Source organism: Sphingorhabdus sp. (assembly GCF_041737645.1).
GTDB lineage: Bacteria > Pseudomonadota > Alphaproteobacteria > Sphingomonadales > Sphingomonadaceae > Sphingorhabdus_B.
Genome location: NZ_JBGSRI010000018.1, coordinates 1 through 18,029, shown reverse-complemented (window position 1 = coordinate 18,029; position 18,029 = coordinate 1). Strand labels below are relative to the sequence as shown.

Genomic DNA, 18,029 nt, shown 5'->3' with positions numbered 1-18,029 from the left:
TGCTTGATATGTCTAGCGGTGTCATATAGCGACAGATTTTAAGCAGCAACTGTGGCAATCATGTCATAGTCGAAAAAACCGGCGGGTTTCGGGCGCCAGCTTGGGGCACCGTGAGAGAGGGAACGAAGATTGTCATTTCCAACAATCTTGCACGAAGACGGCTTCGATCTGCGGCACAATGACCTGTGCCTGTTGTCGCATCGCGCAGGTAATCCGGCCATTTCGATCGGCAGGGGTCGGCCCGACCTCGAAATGGTTCGCGGCAATTTCAGGATCGATGATGTAATCGACGACCGGTGCGTACTCGACCGCTGCGTTTTGGAAAATGGGGCCATCCGGCTGTGGTGCAGCACGAGGCCCGAAACAATTCTGGCGATTAAAATCGAACAGGAATCAAGCCGGACGATTTTGAAGGTTCGTTGCACTGATTCAAGCGTGAACCGGCTTTGGCTGACGATGAATTGCTCGGCACATGAATCGTTCTGGGGCGGCGGCGAACAAATGTCCTATCTGCGCCTGAACGGCCGGCGCTTTCCATTCTGGACATCCGAGCCCGGTGTTGGTCGTGATAAAACAACTGAACTGACGCAAATCATGGACGCCGCAGGATTGGCGGGTGGCGATTATTGGACCACCAATTATCCGCAACCAACCTGGCTGAGCTCGGAACGTTATGCCGTGCATCTTAAAACGGCGGCCTATTCGGTTCTCGACTTGACCCAGACTGGTCGCGCCAGCGTCGAATGCTGGGTTGCCGATATCGATATCGAGCTCTTCACGGCTGGGTCGCTGCCAAATCTTGTCACGAAAATGTCCGACCGTTTTGGCCGCCAACCGCCTTTGCCCGAATGGGCGATATCGGGTGCGATTGTCGGGCTGAAAGATGGCGACGCGACGTTCGACCGCTTTAACAAAATTGCGGCATCGGGTGCCGCTATTTCGGGGCTGTGGTGCGAAGATTGGGTGGGTATCCGCCAGACCAGTTTCGGCAAGCGACTATTCTGGGACTGGCAATGGAATGCGAAACGGTACCCCGACCTTCCCGCGCGGATTGAAGCACTTGCGAAACGGGGCGTGCGCTTTCTGGGTTATGTGAATCCCTATCTCGCCGTCGACGGCCCGCTCTTTGCCGAAGCGGCCGCGCTTGGCTACCTCGCCTTGCGGCAGGACAGCGACGATCCCTATGCCGTCGATTTCGGCGAATTTGACGCAGGCGTTGTTGATTTCACCAACCCTGACGCAGCTGCATGGTTTTCCGAACGGATCATCGGTCAGGAGATGCTTGATTTCGGCCTGTCGGGCTGGATGGCCGATTTTGGCGAATATCTGCCCACCGATGTGCGGCTGTTTGATCGCTCTGATCCGATGGAGGCGCACAATCGCTGGCCCGTCTTGTGGGCCAAGGTCAATGCCGATGCCATCGCCTCGCGTGGCAAGACAAGTGAGGCGACGTTCTTCATGCGCGCGGGCTATTCCGGGGTGCAGGCCTATTGCCCGCTGCTGTGGGCCGGTGACCAATGCGTCGATTTTTCGCGGCATGACGGCATCAACACGGTGATCACCGGCGCACTGTCCTCGGGCTTGCTTGGCAACGCCTATCACCATAGCGATCTAGGCGGCTATACAAGCCTGCACGGCGTTGTCCGCACCGCCGACCTCATGCACCGCTGGATTGACATGGCGGCCTTTGCGCCAGTCATGCGAAGCCATGAAGGCAACCGCCCCGCCGATAATCTGCAAATCGATAGCAGCGCGGAAATTCTGTCCCATTTTGCAAGGATGAGCATGGTACACGCAAGGTTAGCCCCCTATGTGCGCGCGCTGTCCGACGAAGCGGTGGCAACCGGACTGCCGCTGCAACGCCCGCTGTTTTTACATTATGACGATGCGGTCTATCACGACATTCAGGATCAATATCTGTACGGTGCGGATATGCTTGTCGCGCCCGTCGTCGCGGCAGGTGAGCACGCACGCAATGTTCTTTTGCCAGATGGACAATGGCGGCATCTTTGGTCTGGCGACAATTATGCGGGCGGACAACACATGATAGCCGCTCCCCATGGCCAGCCGCCGGTTTTCTATCGTCAAGACAGCGCGCATGAAGCATTGTTCGCCTCCATCACGCAGGAATTCAGACTATGAACACCCGTTCGAACATCAGGGACGTTGCCAAGCTCGCAGGGGTCGCGGTCAAAACCGTAAGCCGTGTTCTCAACAACCACCCCTATGTCAGCGCCACCACCAAAGCCAAGGTGGACGCTGCGATGGCCGAACTCAAATTTTCCCCCAGTATCGCTGCACGCATTTTGGCAGGCACGAAATCTGGCCAGATCGCGCTGATTTACGACAATCATTCCCCTTATTATATGCACCAGATCATGCAGGGCTGCTGGGACCGGTGCCATGAAGAAGGGATGCGCCTGATCGCGCAGCCGGTCGATGTAGCGGACCCGGATGTCGGCGAACAAGTGCGCGGCATGGTAAGGCAAACCCACGTTGACGGGGCTATTTTATCTTCACCTGTTACAGACTGCGCCCCGGTTCTATCCGCGCTCGAAGCGCTCAATATTCCCTTCGTCCGCATTTCGCCCGGTACCAATCACGCCCTGACTTCTTCGGTATTCATGGATGACACGCAAGCCGCCGATGATATGACGACGCATCTCATCAATATTGGTCACCGCAGAATCGCCTTCATCATGGGTCACCCCAACCATATGGCGAGCGCCGAACGGCAGGCTGGCTATGAGCGGGCGCTGGGCCGGGTCGGCATCTCGGTTGATCCCGCCTTGATCGCCGAAGGGCAATTTGATTTTGAAAGCGGTGTTGCCGCAACGGAGACTTTTCTCTCGCTCAAAAATCCACCAACGGCCATTTTTGCGTCCAATGACGATATGGCTTCGGGCGTTCTGGCGGTCGCGCATCGCCGGGGGATGCAGGTGCCCGAACAGCTTTCAGTGGCCGGATTTGACGACACCACCTTGGCCCGCGTCGTATGGCCGCCGCTTACCACCATCCGCCAGCCCGTGCGCGATCTGGCTTCGACCGCCGCCGATCTTTTATTCGGTGAAGGCGGAATCGAACATCGCCGTTTGCCGCACGAGCTTATCAACCGCGAATCCGTTGCCCCTCCCTTTTCACCTTCACAAAAGAGCAAAAAAATATGACACTTCCCAAACCGCCACTTACCCGCCCGCTGGGCAAAAGTGGCATTGAAATTTCTTCTATTGCATGGGGCATGTGGCGCTTTGCCGGACTGGAACTGGCCGCCGCGCGTGCCGCCATTGACGCCGCGTTTGAAGCCGGCATCACTTTGTTCGACACTGCCGACATCTACGGTTTCGGTGAGCAGGGCTTTGGCAAGGCGGAAGAATTGCTGGGCCGTGTGTTCGCCGATGCTCCCGAATTGCGCGACCGGATGGTGCTGGCCACCAAAGGCGGCATCACCCCGCCCACACCTTATAACAGCAGCGCCGAATATCTGACGCAAGCTATCGACGACAGCCTGCAGCGACTGGGCACGGACCACATCGACCTGTGGCAGATCCACCGGCCTGACATCCTGACCCACCCGCAGGAAATCGCGCGCGCGATCGAGGCGGCGCATAAGGCAGGAAAAATTCGCGCCTTTGGCGTGTCCAACTTTACGCAGGCGCAGATTGCCACGCTGGCGCAGTTCAGCACGGTGCCGATTGTATCGACCCAGCCCGAACTGTCGCCTTTGCGGATCGATACGATCGAAAATGGCGAGCTGGATCAGGCGATTGCCATGGACCTTGCCGTCCTCGCATGGTCGCCTCTGGGCGGGGGCCGTATCGGTGATCCGTCCAATGCGCGGGAGCAGAATGTTGCAGGCGCCCTGTCGGGCGTTGCCGCATCGCACGGCGTATCTCGCACGGCGGCGGCTTACAGCTGGATCATGGCGCATCCGGCGCGTCCCATACCCATTGTGGGCTCGCAAAATCCGGGACGGATTGCCGAGGCCGCCGATGCCTTCAAAATCACATGGACCCGCGCGGACTGGTACAGCGTGTTGGTCGCCGCAAGAGGAGTACCGCTTCCATGAAGCCTGTCGAAGTCAGCTGGTTTTCAGCCCTATGCGATGATGACTATGAATTTCTCGGCCAGCCCGACCCGATGCTGGCATCCAGTTGGGAGCATTGCCGCAACATCGTTTTGAACGCGGAAAAGGGCGGGTTCGACAATATCCTGCTGCCGTCGGGTTATGCGCTTGGCCTCGATACGACCGCTTTTGCGAGCGCGATTGCCGTGCTGACGACGCGGATCAAGCTGTTAATGGCGGTACGCGTCGGTGAAAGCTGGCCGCCACAACTGGCGCGCCAGATCGCCACGCTTGACCAGATTTCCGGCGGCCGTCTCAACGTGAACATCATCTCGTCCGACCTGCCCGGTGACAAGATGGACAGCGAGCCGCGATACCGCCGAACGGTCGAGGCCATGCACATCCTCAAGACGCTGCTCAACGGCGAGCATCTTTCGATCGACGGCGAACATTACAAGATCGACCTCGACCCGCCGCGAATGAAGACCGTCAGCGGCAAATGCCCGCCTCTCTATTTCGGCGGCCTGTCACCAGCGGCGAAGGAAGCGGCTGCAGAAGGCTGCGACGTCTACCTGATGTGGCCTGAGACGGTGCAGGGCGCGAAGGAACTGGTCGAAGACATGACCGCACGCGCGGCGAAGTTCGGGCGCACGCTGAAATATGGTTTCCGTGCCCATGTCATCGTTCGTGAAACCGAAGCCGAAGCGCGCGCCTATGCCGACCGCCTGCTCTCGAAGCTCGACGCGCAGCAAGGCGAGGCAATCCGTAACAAGAGCCTCGACACGCAAACCTTCGGCGTTGCGCATCAGGCCGAGCTTCGCGAACAGGCCGCGGCGAATGACGGATATCTGGAAGATAATTTATGGACTGGTATTGGCCGTGCCCGCTCCGGTTGCGGTGCGGCGATCGTCGGTGACCCTGATCAGGTGCTGGCCAAGATCGAGGCCTATAAGGCGGTCGGCATCGAAGCGTTCATCCTGTCAGGCTATCCGCACATCAACGAATGCGATATGTTCGCGCGCTATGTGTTGCCAAGGCTGGAGCACGGGCGGCTGGAGGTTTAACCTCCTCTCCCACGGGGACAGGGGGTAGGTGGCGTTACTCCCCCAACCCTGCCATGCGTTCGGCCTGATCCTCGGCGATCAGTGCATCGACCATCTCGCCCAGTCCGCCGCCTTCCAGTATTTCGGGCAGCTTGTGCAGTGTCAGGTTGATGCGGTGGTCGGTCACGCGGCCTTGCGGGAAATTATAGGTGCGGATGCGTTCGGAGCGATCACCTGAACCAACCATCGCCTTGCGCGCTTCGGCTTCGGCACCCTGCGCTTCCTCGCGTTCCTTTTCGTACATGCGGGCGCGCAGGACCTGCATCGCCTGTTCCTTGTTCTTGTGCTGGCTGCGCCCGTCCTGGCAGGTCACCACGATACCGGTCGGTAAGTGGGTGATCCGCACGGCAGAGTCAGTCGTGTTCACATGCTGCCCGCCCGCACCTGACGCACGGTAAACGTCGATTTTCAGATCGCGTGCCTCGATGTTGATATCGACCTCGGTTGGCTCAGGCAGCACCGCGACGGTCGCTGCGCTGGTGTGGATGCGCCCCCCTGATTCAGTGACCGGAACGCGCTGGACGCGGTGGACGCCGCTTTCATATTTCAGCTTCGCGAACACGCCATTGCCCTTGATCGAGGCAACGACTTCCTTGAACCCGCCGACATCAGAGGCGCTCACCGATATCGGCTCGATTTTCCAGCCCTGCCCCGCGGCATAACGTTCATACATCCGATACAGATCGCCTGCGAACAAAGCCGCCTCATCGCCACCGGTTCCGGCGCGGATTTCCAGCATCGCAGGGCGCTCGTCAGCTGCGTCTTTCGGCAAGAGCGAGATGGCGAGGTTAGTTTCTGCATCGGAAAGCTGGTGCGTGACATCGTCAAGTTCCTCAACCGCCATGTCGTGCAGTTCGGCATCGGCCGAATCCTTGACCATATGCTGCAGCGTCTCGATCTCTTTACGCAGGCGCCGCACGTTTTTTGCCGCATGCGCGACCGGTTCCAGCTCCGAATATTCCTTGGACGCCGCGACAAAAGCCTCGCCCTCCATCTGCCCCGAAGCCATCCGCGCCTCAAGCTCGGCAAAGCGCGATTCAATCATCGCGATACGTTGGGGGGAGATTTTCAAAGAGATGCCCCTGGGGCAGGTACATTATTATATTCGTCATGCTGAACTTGTTTCAGCATCCATCGTGCCAAGCAGGCCGAAGGATAGAGGGGGGAAATGGACCCGGAAACAAGTTCAGGGTGACGGGTTTGGTTGCACGTTCGGTCAAACATCAGGCAGCGACCACGAAATCTTCCACGCGTTTGGCAATGTCACTGCCCTCTCCGCGGATACGCATGGAAGGACCGTCGTTAGACACGGAAAATGAAATCAGCGTGTGCGCAGGAATTTTCGTAGCCTTGTCGAACCGTTTACGCGGCGATCCGGTCGCCACAACTTCAGTGACAAAATTAGCTTCACGTAAATTGCGTGCAAGTCGGAATGCATCTCCAAGTCGGTCATCATTTTCAACGACGATAACCGCGTCAAATTTTGCAGCCGATGGCGCATCCACCAGCATCGCCAGACGCTCGATACCTGCGGCCCAGCCGACCGCTGGCGTTGCTGGCCCGCCCAGATTCTCGATCAGCCCGTCGTAACGCCCGCCGCCAAGTACGGTCCCCTGCGCGCCGAGCCGTTCGGTGACAAATTCAAATGCCGTATGGCGATAATAATCAAGGCCGCGGACCAAGGCGGCGTCGCGGGTCCATGCCACGCCCGCCGCATCCAGTCCCGAGGTGACCGCCGCGAAAAAGTCGCTGGCTTCGGTGGACAGATAATCGTCGATTTTGGGGGCCGCATGGGCGACACCGCGATCATCGGGGTCCTTGCTGTCCAAAATGCGTAAGGGATTTTTCTCCAGCCGGGCAAGGCTGTCTTCGGACAGGACATCGCGATGATCATTGAAATAGCCCACCAGAGCGGCGCGCCAGGCATCGCGGCTGGGCGTGTCTCCCAGCGTATTGAGCTGCAACGTTACGCCATCATCGATGCCCAGTTCCTTGAGCAGCTGGTCCGCCATGACGAGCAGCTCGACATCGGCGGCAGGCTCGGCCGCGCCGATGATTTCGGCATCGATCTGGTGGAACTGACGATAACGGCCCTTTTGCGGGCGTTCATAGCGGAAAAGAGGACCATGGACCGAAAGCTTCATCGGTGCAAATTGCTGCCAGCCATTGGTCAAATAGGCACGCGCGATCCCGGCCGTAAATTCGGGCCGCATCGTGATGGAATCACCACCGCGATCATCGAAAGTGTACATTTCTTTCGAAACGACATCGGTGGCCTCGCCAAGGCTGCGCGAAAATACGGCGGTCGGTTCGATCACCGGAAGTTGCAGGCCCTTGAAGCCATATAAGCGCCGCACCCGTTCAAACGTCGCGACAACATGCGCGAAGCGTTCTTCGGTTTCACCGAACATGTCCTGGGTGCCACGGACGGGCTGCGGGGTCTGTATCTTTGCCATCGCGTTGCGCCCTAGCGGCAATTTGAACGGAGTGGAATAGGACATATCCAGCTTGCCCGTCGACATTGCGCCAAGCAAATGGGGCGGAAACATTCTGCTTTAAGCTTTCGCGCGCTGTGACGGTTTTCCGGTTGCCGGAAATCACATCAGCAAGGCGACCAGATATGCACCAATTCCCAGGTAGCTGCCTAACGGGAACGCGCTTTCATCGGACTTTTTCGATCGATGCGTAAGCAGGATAAGTATCAGCCCGATGCAGCTTGCCATCAACAACGTCATGGGTAGCGCCTGCCATCCCAGCCAACCGCCTAGGGCACCGAATAATTTGGGGTCACCCGCCCCCATACCGTCGATGTTCCGGTATTTTTTATAGAAATAGCGGATGGCTTGCAGGCTTAAAAAACCGGTCGAAAGCCCGATAATGCGGTCAATCAGGCCAATTTCAGGGTCAAGCAAAGGGCCGAAGATAAATCCAAACACCGCCAGCAAAAGCACTAAACGGTCGGGCAACCATAAATGGAACCAATCAAGCAGAACCAACGGTAACAACAGCCATGCAAACAAGGCGAGGCCGACGGCCTGATCCTGCGGTAACAGCGCCAAAGGGAACACCCCGATCACAATCGACGCCAGTTCGGTTGCAAGCGGCAATCGCCCAATCCCTTGGCCGCAATATCGGCATTTTCCTTTCAACAACAGAAAGGATAGGACAGGTATCAAATCATAGGCGGCAATTTGCCGGTCACAACTGTCGCAGCGCGATCGGCCAGTGGCGATACCCTCCCCTTTTGGCCATCGGCTGCACAGGGCGGATACAAAACTGCCCCAAACCGCGCCCAATACTGCAAGCCATATCGTGAGCATCCAGAGCGGAACTATAGACAAAAAGCCGCTTATGGTTTCAAGCATCGCGGTCAGAGACGGCCCTTCCTGACCATCCGGTACCCGCCTGTGACGGATCGAAACCCGGCCAGAATCAACGACGCCGACTGGTCTTGCCTGTCACCTTCAAGAAAGATGGTTGCCGTATAGCCACCGTCTGCGGCCAGTCGTATATCGAAATGTTCCATCGCAGATTGACTGTTGAGCGGAAGCAGCAATTGTCCGCGCTCACAACGTGGGGTGCCTAACAAACCATTCGACAGATCCAGACCGGGTATCATATTGGCCAACGCCAGTCGTGCTGTCCCGCTGGCGTGGGTGCAACGACCAGAGGTAAATCGCACCGAAAAATCCTGTAGCTCAAGCGATTCAACAGGCAGGGGCGCAAAAATTGCATTCACCGGCAAACGCGCCTTCAAGCCATCGATAGAAAATCCACCGAGACGCCGCGAAAATGAACCGCTAATTCCCGGAGCAAAAGGCGCATCGCCGCGCGATAGTGAAGTTTCGGCGCGACCGAGCAACAGCGGCAGGAAATGCAACCGTGCGTTGACATCACCAATCGGCAATTTGCCGACACGCAAATCGCGGATGGAACCATCCCAAATAATGCCTTCCACCTTTCGCGCAGAGATACCTTCACCGCCGACGATCATTCGCAACGGCATGAAAACCAGCATCGCTGTTACGAACAGCAACGCGGCTCCGATGACAATATTGCGGTTGGTCATTGGGACACCCGAAGCAATTCCGCCTCAACAGTAACGCTTCCATTCGGGTCGCCCCGCAACGTAAGACTTTGAGCAATGATGCCCTGCATTTCGAGCTCATTCAGCCATGACAACAATGCCGGCGCGCGCGCCTGATCTATCCGGAAAGACATTTGACCGGGGGAAGCATTAGCGGTCTTTATCAGGTCGAACCCTTTTTCCGCCGCGCCTTGGGTCACGACCAAGTCGATGTCGGCGCTGTTGCCCTGGGCTACAGGTGGCTGTTGGGTAAGCGCCGCCGCAACTGTCGCTTCAATCCGGCCACGCCGCTGCACGGCCTCGTCATGCGCCAATTCTGCTCGGTCAATGGCGGATATGGCGGGCATGATAATGGCGAACACCAGCAATATCACCAAAGTCAGACCCGCTGCCACGCCGACCATCCAGCGTTCGCGAAGGCTTAAGTCGCCAAACCAATTGTACAAGGCCTGTATCATGGCATCCTCATGGTCAGATCGACAAGGGTTGCGCCACTGCTGTCCTGACGCGGCGTCGCTGTTACCCGAATCCCGTCCTGTTGGATGGCAATCAGCACCTTGTTCAAGCTGTTGGCGTCAGGTGCGGCCAGAACCGCAATCAATATGCCGTCTTTGCCATAACGCAATTCACGGGCTGTGACATTCGGTGTGGCTTGCACGGCGCGCCACAATCCGGCGGATAACGCGCCGAAGCGGCCCTTGGCCTGCCCCTTCTGCTGTAACGCACGATCAAGTTGCGCTTCGGCTTGGTTGATGTCGATTATCGAAGGATCGATTTTTTGCACTGACGCAATTGCGCGTTCATTTTCCGCCGATGTTGCTGCCCAATATTTGGCCAGTGTTGCTATTGCCAGCAGGATGGTGGCGATGACCAGCGCGGTGACCAGCCGAATGATCCATGTGCGTTGCCCTTCCGTTGCCCAGATTGTGCGTGCTTTTTTGGCAAAAGGCCCAGCACGCAGGTTCAGGACCGGTGCTTCGCTTGCCTGCAGCAACATCGAACGGAGCTGTTCTGTTTCGATCTCGACCACCGGTTTTTCACCGACGATCAGATCGCGAAATATCGCTTCGTCCGGAACAGCAAAGCCCGATCCGCGCAATATCGCCAAGCCATCATATTCGGCCCGCACAACATAATCGGCGAAATCGTCAACCACCAATCCGAATGGAATGACAATATCGGGATCAAGCCCGTACTTCGTCAATTGATCGATGCCGCATAGCATTGCGGCGGGTGAAATGGCGGCGCAAAGGGTTGCGTCTTCGCCATGTCGCGCCACCACATGGACCGGCCCTAATGCCTGTTCGGATATGCGTAACTTTGCGACACCTTCGGCCTGTCGCGGTTCCAGATCAGGCAGGGGCACCCAGGAACAATTTGCTTCGGCGGGCGCGACAATCGCCATCACCAGATCAACATCGGTATCGAGCTGGAACTGGTCAAGCGAACCACAGGCCGCCCATTTACCGTCGGTTAAGCGCCAGATTTCCGGGAAATCTGAACCGGACACAGGGAAACGCGTAATGAGCGTGCTCATTCCTTTTCCCCCCAACTGCGCCAGATGACGTGCGCCGGTGCCGGGCTGCCGACAATCAACGCCTCACCTTCCAGTACCAGTTCGCCCGATGACACCCTTGTGTCCAAAAGGAAATATTTGCTCGTCAGTTTTACTTGCCCTCGCACTTGAAGTGTTGGCTTCAACGCCGCCAATTCAGGTGAATCCCAGAATCGAATGAGGCTGCCATAGCCATTCGCTGGTCGCTTGGCGAGATAAGTCCTTGCGGCAACAGGACTAAGCTTGCCCGGTGGAAATAACATAGCCAGCAAAGGCGCCTGTTCAGGCAGCAATGTATTCACGTTCAGCGGTGACAATGATGCGTCGGGAAGCGCGCATATCCAGCCGCGCAGCTTGGCGTAGACAGCAGGCGTTACCCCCCTGACCGCCCGCAATTCGCTGGGATGGGCGAACGGGCGGTTTGCCGCGAGATACGGTATTTCATTGCCCTTATATGCGTCATCTTCTGCACCATTGACTGAAATGCCGCTGTCGGTGTCTGCCCAGTCCACCGCCGCCGCGGCGATCGGGCGCGCCAAATTTTCATTGATGCCCAGAACCACCATTAACGACACAAATTGATCCTGTCCCGCCGCACTGGGCAGGAACCGGCTTTCGGCATCAGTGACAAGGCTGTTGAGATTGAAGCAATTGCCGCCGTCTTTTACCGTTGCGGTTGCGGTTCCTACAGGGATTGGCAAGACCTGTTCCCTGCCCAGCCAATTGCCCTTCAATGTCGTTTGGGCCGCATCGCGCGCAATTAAATCTTCGATTCGGGCGCTGGCTATACTCTCTGCGGCGTAACTGAACATCCGGGCTTGCGATAAAGCATTGCCATTGCCCGCCAATTTCGTGGAAAGCGCCAATCGGTCAAGCGTTGTCGCGGCAATAACCGCAAGCACGGCGACCATCAATAGCACCGATAACAAAGCCGCGCCGCGTTCGGATGGTTTCAACGACATCATCCAGCCGCCTCTTCATCGTCTTCGCGCGGCTTGGGTCGCCCCTGTGATCCTACCAGGAAAAGCATCCGCTGTTCCGGTTTGGCCGTCAATGTCAGGCGTAACTCAACGGCACGCGGCAATGCGTCGGGGTCGATTGCAGACCAGTCACTGCGCCATTCGCCGCGCTCGTCCCGAAATCGCATCTGCGCCGATTTCACATCGTCCAATATCACCGCAGCATCAACAGGCGACGCACCATCAAGCATTGGCCAGCTCAACCGTTTTAATTTTCCGTCCTGCAAGACGTAAGTGACGCGTTGCAGCCCGGCGCGAGGGGCTTCGTCAAAATTGGACCAGCCGGTGCGAACGAAGCCGAATAGTGCATCAGGGACAGTCGCCCCGCCTTGAATGAACGCAGGCACCGGCAGTCCGGAGGCATCGCGCACAGGCCGGGCGATGGCTTGCGCCAAATCAGCCTCGATGCTGTTATAAAGACGGTTGCTGCGCGATAGCTCCTCAAGCCGTCCCTTCACCGCAATCTGGGTATCGCTGCCTGATCGCAGCAGCATTACCCCGGCAACCGAAATCAACGCAAAAATTGCCAGCGCCACCAGCAGCTCGACCAGCGTAAAGCCTGCCTCCCGTTTGCGCGCCGACATCATTGAGATACCGGCCGCGCGATTGTAAGCTGCGCCTTGCGGGATGATGCGATCCCGGTGCCGACCACATTGATTTCAACCCGGACAAGACGCGCATCGTCGGTTTTGCTGGTCGACGCTGTCCATCGCCAGTTCTGGCCACCATTGACTTCTTCGCCGCCAGTTTCGCCCAAATTGGGCGGTGCGGGATTGGACAATATTTCCACGGCAACGTTGCGCGCAACCTGCCAAACCATGTTGCTTTCACCCAGATTGGCGGTGGAACGCACCGAATAGGCTTGTAACCGGACCATCGCCAATGCCGCGAGGCTGAAAATCGCCAACGCGACCATGATTTCGAGCAACGTAAATCCGTTGCGAAGCGGGGGTGTTTCACCGGGTAACACGCACGTCCCCTGTCGCGGCCAGATTGACGGTTACAAAAGCATCGCCGCGGGCGATATGGATGCCAACCGCAGTGGACGGCAGGCCCGTGCTGTCAAATGCGACCCGGACCTGTTTATTGCCATCAAACTTCACAGACGTCCCGCGCCGCCAGTCTTCTGCATTGAACGGAGCCGCATTCAGCGGCGTCCACTTTCCATCTGAGCGGGTTTCAAACCCATAGCCGGACGGCCTGATCCAGACCGCCATCGTCCGCGATTGCAGGATCGCATTGTCACGCAGCGCCGCAATACGCGCTGCGAGCTGTTCGGCCTCGTTCCGCGCACCACCGTCGGAAGTGCGCGCCGTCATAACCACCGCCGCGCTGGCAAGACCGATGATGAAGATAACCACCATCAGTTCCACCAACGTAAAACCACGCTCTGATTCCGGAAATTTCGGTAACAGGTGCGGCTTACTCGCTGTAAATATCCGCATTTTCATTCTCGCCGCCGGGCGCGCCATCGGCCCCCAGCGAATATATATCAAATGCACCGTTACGGCCCGGATTGCTATATTGATAAGGCCGGTTCCACGGGTCGTTGGGAAGTTTTCTAATATAGCCTTGCGTGCGGGTGCCACCCGTTGATGGCGGCGTAACCAGCGCCTGCAAACCAATGCCGGCATCGGGATAGCGCAAATTATCCAGCCGGTATGTTTCCAGCGCCTGACCCAGAACAGCAATGTCCGCCTTGGCCTTTTGCACCATCGCCTTGTCCTGGTTTGGAAGCACGTTGATCGCAACCACAGTGGTCAACAACGCCAAAATGAAAAGGGTAACCATCATTTCGACAAGCGTGAAACCATCGCGCTTCGGCCCCGTTGGTTGCGCGGCAGGTGGGTGATTATGTGTACAAGGCATTGGTCAAAGTCCCGTAAGATTTTGCAGTTGAAGGATCGGCAATAATATCGCCAAAATGATGATTGCCACAACCCCGCCCATCGCCACGATAATCAATGGTTCCAACAAGGATAAGGCAGCGCTGGTGAAATTGTCGAATTCGCGTTCCAGATATTCAGCCGCACGTTCCAGCATTAAATCAAGCTGCCCCGCACTTTCGCCACTGGCGGTCAGGTAAACCAGCAGTGGGGGGAATACACCACTTGCGCGCATCGCGCCGGAAAGACTGCCGCCGCTGCGGACGGCTTCGACAATCTCTTCATTCGCGCCTGACAACACCTTGTTCCGGATGGTTCCCCCGGTAAGACGCAGACCTTCGAGCAACGGCAGACGGCTGGCGACCATCGTTGCCAAAGTCCTTGCCATCCGCGCCGCGTGAAGATTGCGGAGCAGCTTTCCAAGCACGGGAACGCGCAAAATCGCCCGGTCAACCGATAGCCGGAATGCCGGTTGCTTCAGCGCTTGCCAGAAAACAGCGATGCCAACGAGCAACACCAGAAAAATCGCCCAATAATAATTTGCAAGAAAGGCCGATATGCCGATCACGATGCGGGTAATCAGGGGCAGTTGTTGGTCAACATTGTCAAATTGTTCAACGACCCGTGGCACAACGGACACCATCAAACCCATGACAACCAATATCGCAACAAGGCAAAGTACCGCGGGATAAGCAAGCGCACCGATCAGCTTGCCCCGCATTTCCGCCTGCCGTTCGAGTAAATTCGCCAGCCTTTCGGTAATCATCGGCAAGGTCCCAGCGCCTTCCCCCGCTGCTATCATCGCGCGATAAAGTGCGGGAAAGCTGGTGCTTTCACGGCGCATGGCATCGGAAAGCCGTTGCCCCTCGACGACACCCAAATGAACTTCTGTCAAAATAGTGCGGACATGCGCCTGTTCACTTTGACGGCTGATGGTCCGCAACGCTTCTTCCAATGGCGTGACTTGGACGAGCGACGATAATTGCCGGGTGAAAAGGGTCAATTGTTTGGAATTCAGACGGGCACGGCGGCGAAATGGCAGATTGGCCAATACAGCTTGACCCGGTGCCGCAGGTTCAACACTTACAATATAGAGCTTCTTCTGGCTCAGCCGTTCGCGGGCGATGTCATCATTTGCAGCCGCAATCCGACCGCGTTTTTCGCGGCCTTCAGGATCGATAGCATGATATGCAAAATCAGGCATCCTGAACATCTTCACGCCGCGAAATGCGGATTGCCTCTTCAGGCGTCGTATGGCCTGAACGCACAAGCTTGCGTGCGGCGGCACTTAAATTGGGCTGATTGACGAACGCGTGTCGCGCCAGAATCGCTTCATCCCCGCCGTCATTTATCAGGCGGCGGATCGTATCGTCGACGCGAACTGCTTCAAACACACCGATGCGCCCTTGAAAGCCTGTCTGTCCGCATTCCGGGCAACCGACTGCTTTGTAAACCGCTGTACCTTTGTCAAATCCCAGTAATGATGCCGCATTGCCAGCGGCCTGTTCGGTTTCGCGGCAGTGTGGACATAGGCGCCGGACCAACCGTTGTGCGATAACCGCCCGCAAAGTGGACGCCAGCAAAAACGGTTCCACTTTCATGTCGCGCATTCTGGTAATCGCGCCCAGCGCATCATTTGTGTGCACAGTGGTCAGCACCAAATGCCCGGTAAGTGCGGCTTGCACGGCGATATCGGCTGTTTCCCTATCACGGATTTCGCCGACCATAACGACGTCAGGGTCTTGCCGCAAAATGGCGCGCAGGCCCGCGGCAAATGTCATGCCGACCTTGGCATTGACCTGTGTCTGGCCGATACCGTCGACCGCATATTCGACTGGATCTTCAACCGTCAGGATATTGCGGGTACCGTCATTCAGGCTTTTCAGCCCGGCATAAAGCGTCGTTGTCTTTCCCGACCCGGTTGGTCCTGTGACCAGAATAATGCCATTGGGTTCAGCAAGGGCATCGCTCAATATTTTCAGCGTTTCGTCCGACATGCCAAGCAGTTCAAGGGAAATACCAGCATTTTCCTTATCGAGAATTCGCATCACAACGCGTTCGCCGGCGCGGCTGGGCAATGTCGAAACGCGCACATCGACCAATCTGCCGCCCAGCGTAAGACCTATGCGGCCATCCTGCGGAATACGTCGCTCGGCAATATCGAGGCGGGCCATTACCTTGATACGGCTGACCACAACAGGCGCAACATTTGCGGGCAAGCGCAGCCGTTCCTGTAACACACCATCGGTTCGCATCCGCACGACCAGGCCGGTTTCATAAGGTTCGATATGGATATCCGAAACAGATTGCCGAACCGCTTCGGCAATGATGCCGTTTATCAGCCGTATGACCGGCGCGTCATCCGCGCTATCAAGCAAATCTTCAGCGCTGGGCAACATATCCGACAACAAGTCGCTATCGCCCGCCCCGATTGATCCGGCCATAGCGGCGGCCGAACCGTCCATTGCATAATGTTCGGAAAGATACCGGTCAAAAGTGGTATTGTCGGCCATTTCTACATCGAATGGCATTGCAAGATAGCGGCGCACCTCCAGCAACATCAACGGATCGGCGCCTTTACGCATGGCGACGATCATGCGATTTTCATGTTCGTGCCGCAAAACAAGACCATGTGCTTTTGCAAACGCATATGGCAGATCGAGCAGCGGCGGGTTCGGTGTCGATGTGACGGCTTCGATTTCATCTGCCGACGCTGAATCGGTGACAACGGTTTCGCCGCGCCGGATAATCATAGCCCGCCCCCGTTGTTATTGGAAACATCACTCGGCGGCGGCTCTGACGGTTGCAATGGCCCGCCCGACGATGGCCGCTCCAACGTGTCGGTCGCGCCCAAGACCACATCATCGGGTCCTACTCGCGGCACCACAGGCGCGACGGCACCCATATAATCTCTCAACAGTTCATCTATGCTTGGCTCGCGATCCGGATCGCGCGCCAGTTGCATATCGCGGACAAATCCATATCGCCGTGCCGTGAGGGCATCGCCATCCGCCCGGTTTCGCAATATGGTGGGACGAATGAAAACCATCAAATTGGTCTTGCTGCGACTGCGGCTGCGCGATTTGAACAATTCACCAATCAACGGAATATCGCTTAGCAATGGAATGCGTTCGATGGTCCGCCGTTCATCGTCATTCAAAAGCCCGCCGATTGCGAGCAATTGGCCGTCGCCGACAGTAAGCGTCGTTTCAAATTCGCGTTTGTTCAGGATCAAATCACTGGACCGCGCAGAGACGGGCCCGGCCACGCTGGACACTTCCTGCTTCAGAAAGAGCTTCACATCCCCTTGCGCGTTGACTTGGGGCGTCACCTCAAGCTTTATACCCACTTCCTGACGCTGCACGGTGCGAAATGCATTTTCAAAATTGGCCGATAGCTGCTCACCGGTGCTGACCGGAACCTCTTGCCCGACCAGAAACTTCGCCTTTTGATTGTTCAATGTGACGATATGCGGTGTCGCCAGCAAATTCGATTCCGTATCCGCCGCGATTGCATTGATGATCGTGCCGAAAATCGCGTTCTTGCCAATATCAAGCGCAAAGCCACCAAAGCCGCCCGTTGCGTCGAGTATCGAAGCAGCCGCAGCTTCCTGCAAACTATCGCCAAGGGCACTGCTGGTTTCGGTGGTGGTCGTGTTGCCATTTACGGTCGTTGTGGAGCGCGATAATTCTTCAGCACCAATTGCGCCTGCAATCGTCAATATGCTGGGGGTCGCGTTGGAATAATTTGTTGCCGCAAACGGGATATTTTCACCGCCCACCAGAAATTGAACGCCCAGCCGTTTTGCAGCTTCATTGCCGATTTCGACAATGATTGCCTCGACAAGCACTTGTTCCGGGCGGCTATCCAATTGCCGGATCAGTTCGCCCAAAGTGCGCTGCATTTCAGGATTGGCCGCGATAATCAATGCATTGGCACCTTCATAGCGGGTCACAACGACCGGTCCCCGACCACCAATACCGTTCATGCCGGTTGCAGAAGATACCGCCACCACTGGAGAAGATACAGCCGCGGGCGATGCACCGATATTGACTGCGGGGTTCGCGACGGGGGGCAAATCACCATTGGGCGCGGCATTATTTTGCCCACCAATCAAGGATTGTATCGTTTCCAAAAGCGTCGCTGCATTCGCGTGTTCAAGCCGGTAGACACGGATTTCAGCGCCCGATTGCGCGCGCGCATCCAGTTGCTTTGCCATCGCAGCGAACCGGGCGACCGATGTCGGATCACCGCGCAAGGCAATGGCGTTGCTGCTGTCGATCGCGGCGACGGAAACAGGCGGCCGGCCGCCTTCG

The 18,029-nt window shown here is 57.2% G+C and carries 18 protein-coding genes; 4 read left to right on the top strand and 14 right to left on the bottom strand.

Annotation, left to right across the window (positions count from 1 at the left end; genetic code table 11):
- The first annotated feature begins 129 nt into the window (after nucleotides 1–129).
- Genes ACEW72_RS02245 through ACEW72_RS02230 form a run of 4 tightly spaced genes read left to right on the top strand, consistent with a single transcriptional unit; the run spans nucleotide 130 to nucleotide 5,127 of the window.
- Nucleotides 130–2,142, top strand: coding sequence for an alpha-glucosidase (locus ACEW72_RS02245; protein WP_373474754.1), 2,013 nt, complete (start codon nucleotides 130–132; stop codon nucleotides 2,140–2,142).
- Nucleotides 2,139–3,167, top strand: coding sequence for a LacI family DNA-binding transcriptional regulator (locus tag ACEW72_RS02240; RefSeq protein WP_373474753.1), 1,029 nt, complete (start codon nucleotides 2,139–2,141; stop codon nucleotides 3,165–3,167). Before ACEW72_RS02245 ends, ACEW72_RS02240 begins: the two co-directional genes overlap by 4 nt.
- Nucleotides 3,164–4,066, top strand: coding sequence for an aldo/keto reductase family oxidoreductase (locus ACEW72_RS02235; RefSeq protein ID WP_373474752.1), 903 nt, complete (start codon nucleotides 3,164–3,166; stop codon nucleotides 4,064–4,066). Before ACEW72_RS02240 ends, ACEW72_RS02235 begins: the two co-directional genes overlap by 4 nt.
- Entirely contained in the window at nucleotides 4,063–5,127 is a 1,065-nt protein-coding gene (locus ACEW72_RS02230; RefSeq protein WP_373474751.1) for an LLM class flavin-dependent oxidoreductase, read from the top strand. The genes ACEW72_RS02235 and ACEW72_RS02230 overlap by 4 nt, the downstream gene beginning before the upstream one ends.
- A gap of 34 nt (nucleotides 5,128–5,161) precedes the next feature.
- On the opposite strand, the gene prfA is transcribed toward ACEW72_RS02230, so the two are convergent.
- The 14 genes from prfA to gspD form a co-directional block, all read right to left on the bottom strand.
- On the bottom strand, nucleotides 5,162–6,238 hold the full coding sequence (gene prfA / locus ACEW72_RS02225) for a peptide chain release factor 1 (protein ID WP_373474750.1): 1,077 nt from the start codon (nucleotides 6,236–6,238) through the stop codon (nucleotides 5,162–5,164).
- A gap of 151 nt (nucleotides 6,239–6,389) precedes the next feature.
- Nucleotides 6,390–7,622 (bottom strand): histidine--tRNA ligase, encoded by a 1,233-nt coding sequence (hisS, locus tag ACEW72_RS02220; protein WP_373474783.1) that lies wholly within the window; start codon nucleotides 7,620–7,622, stop codon nucleotides 6,390–6,392.
- A 141-nt stretch (nucleotides 7,623–7,763) separates the two neighbouring features.
- Nucleotides 7,764–8,507, bottom strand: coding sequence for an A24 family peptidase (locus ACEW72_RS02215; protein WP_373474749.1), 744 nt, complete (start codon nucleotides 8,505–8,507; stop codon nucleotides 7,764–7,766).
- A 29-nt stretch (nucleotides 8,508–8,536) separates the two neighbouring features.
- Nucleotides 8,537–9,235 (bottom strand): type II secretion system protein N, encoded by a 699-nt coding sequence (locus ACEW72_RS02210; protein WP_373474748.1) that lies wholly within the window; start codon nucleotides 9,233–9,235, stop codon nucleotides 8,537–8,539.
- Nucleotides 9,232–9,711, bottom strand: coding sequence for a type II secretion system protein GspM (gene gspM, locus ACEW72_RS02205; RefSeq protein ID WP_373474747.1), 480 nt, complete (start codon nucleotides 9,709–9,711; stop codon nucleotides 9,232–9,234). Before gspM ends, ACEW72_RS02210 begins: the two co-directional genes overlap by 4 nt.
- Nucleotides 9,708–10,790, bottom strand: coding sequence for a GspL/Epsl periplasmic domain-containing protein (locus ACEW72_RS02200; protein ID WP_373474746.1), 1,083 nt, complete (start codon nucleotides 10,788–10,790; stop codon nucleotides 9,708–9,710). Before ACEW72_RS02200 ends, gspM begins: the two co-directional genes overlap by 4 nt.
- Nucleotides 10,787–11,773 (bottom strand): type II secretion system minor pseudopilin GspK, encoded by a 987-nt coding sequence (gspK, locus tag ACEW72_RS02195; protein ID WP_373474745.1) that lies wholly within the window; start codon nucleotides 11,771–11,773, stop codon nucleotides 10,787–10,789. Before gspK ends, ACEW72_RS02200 begins: the two co-directional genes overlap by 4 nt.
- Nucleotides 11,770–12,414 carry a type II secretion system minor pseudopilin GspJ gene (gene gspJ, locus ACEW72_RS02190; RefSeq protein WP_373474744.1) on the bottom strand — a complete coding sequence of 215 codons (645 nt, stop codon included), beginning with the start codon at nucleotides 12,412–12,414 and terminating at the stop codon, nucleotides 11,770–11,772. Before gspJ ends, gspK begins: the two co-directional genes overlap by 4 nt.
- Nucleotides 12,411–12,797 carry a type II secretion system minor pseudopilin GspI gene (gspI, locus tag ACEW72_RS02185; protein ID WP_373474743.1) on the bottom strand — a complete coding sequence of 129 codons (387 nt, stop codon included), beginning with the start codon at nucleotides 12,795–12,797 and terminating at the stop codon, nucleotides 12,411–12,413. Before gspI ends, gspJ begins: the two co-directional genes overlap by 4 nt.
- Complete coding sequence (locus ACEW72_RS02180) at nucleotides 12,784–13,278, bottom strand: GspH/FimT family pseudopilin (RefSeq protein ID WP_373474742.1); 495 nt, start codon at nucleotides 13,276–13,278, stop codon at nucleotides 12,784–12,786. The genes gspI and ACEW72_RS02180 overlap by 14 nt, the downstream gene beginning before the upstream one ends.
- Nucleotides 13,250–13,696 carry a type II secretion system major pseudopilin GspG gene (gspG, locus tag ACEW72_RS02175; RefSeq protein ID WP_373474741.1) on the bottom strand — a complete coding sequence of 149 codons (447 nt, stop codon included), beginning with the start codon at nucleotides 13,694–13,696 and terminating at the stop codon, nucleotides 13,250–13,252. Before gspG ends, ACEW72_RS02180 begins: the two co-directional genes overlap by 29 nt.
- Nucleotides 13,697–13,699: 3 nt before the next feature.
- Nucleotides 13,700–14,917, bottom strand: a complete 1,218-nt coding sequence (gene gspF, locus ACEW72_RS02170) for a type II secretion system inner membrane protein GspF (protein ID WP_373474740.1) — start codon at nucleotides 14,915–14,917, stop codon at nucleotides 13,700–13,702.
- Nucleotides 14,910–16,466 carry a type II secretion system ATPase GspE gene (gene gspE / locus ACEW72_RS02165; RefSeq protein WP_373474739.1) on the bottom strand — a complete coding sequence of 519 codons (1,557 nt, stop codon included), beginning with the start codon at nucleotides 16,464–16,466 and terminating at the stop codon, nucleotides 14,910–14,912. Before gspE ends, gspF begins: the two co-directional genes overlap by 8 nt.
- On the bottom strand, nucleotides 16,463–18,029 hold a 1,567-nt coding region (gene gspD / locus ACEW72_RS02160; protein ID WP_373474738.1), incomplete at its 5' end, for a type II secretion system secretin GspD. The genes gspE and gspD, both read right to left, overlap by 4 nt.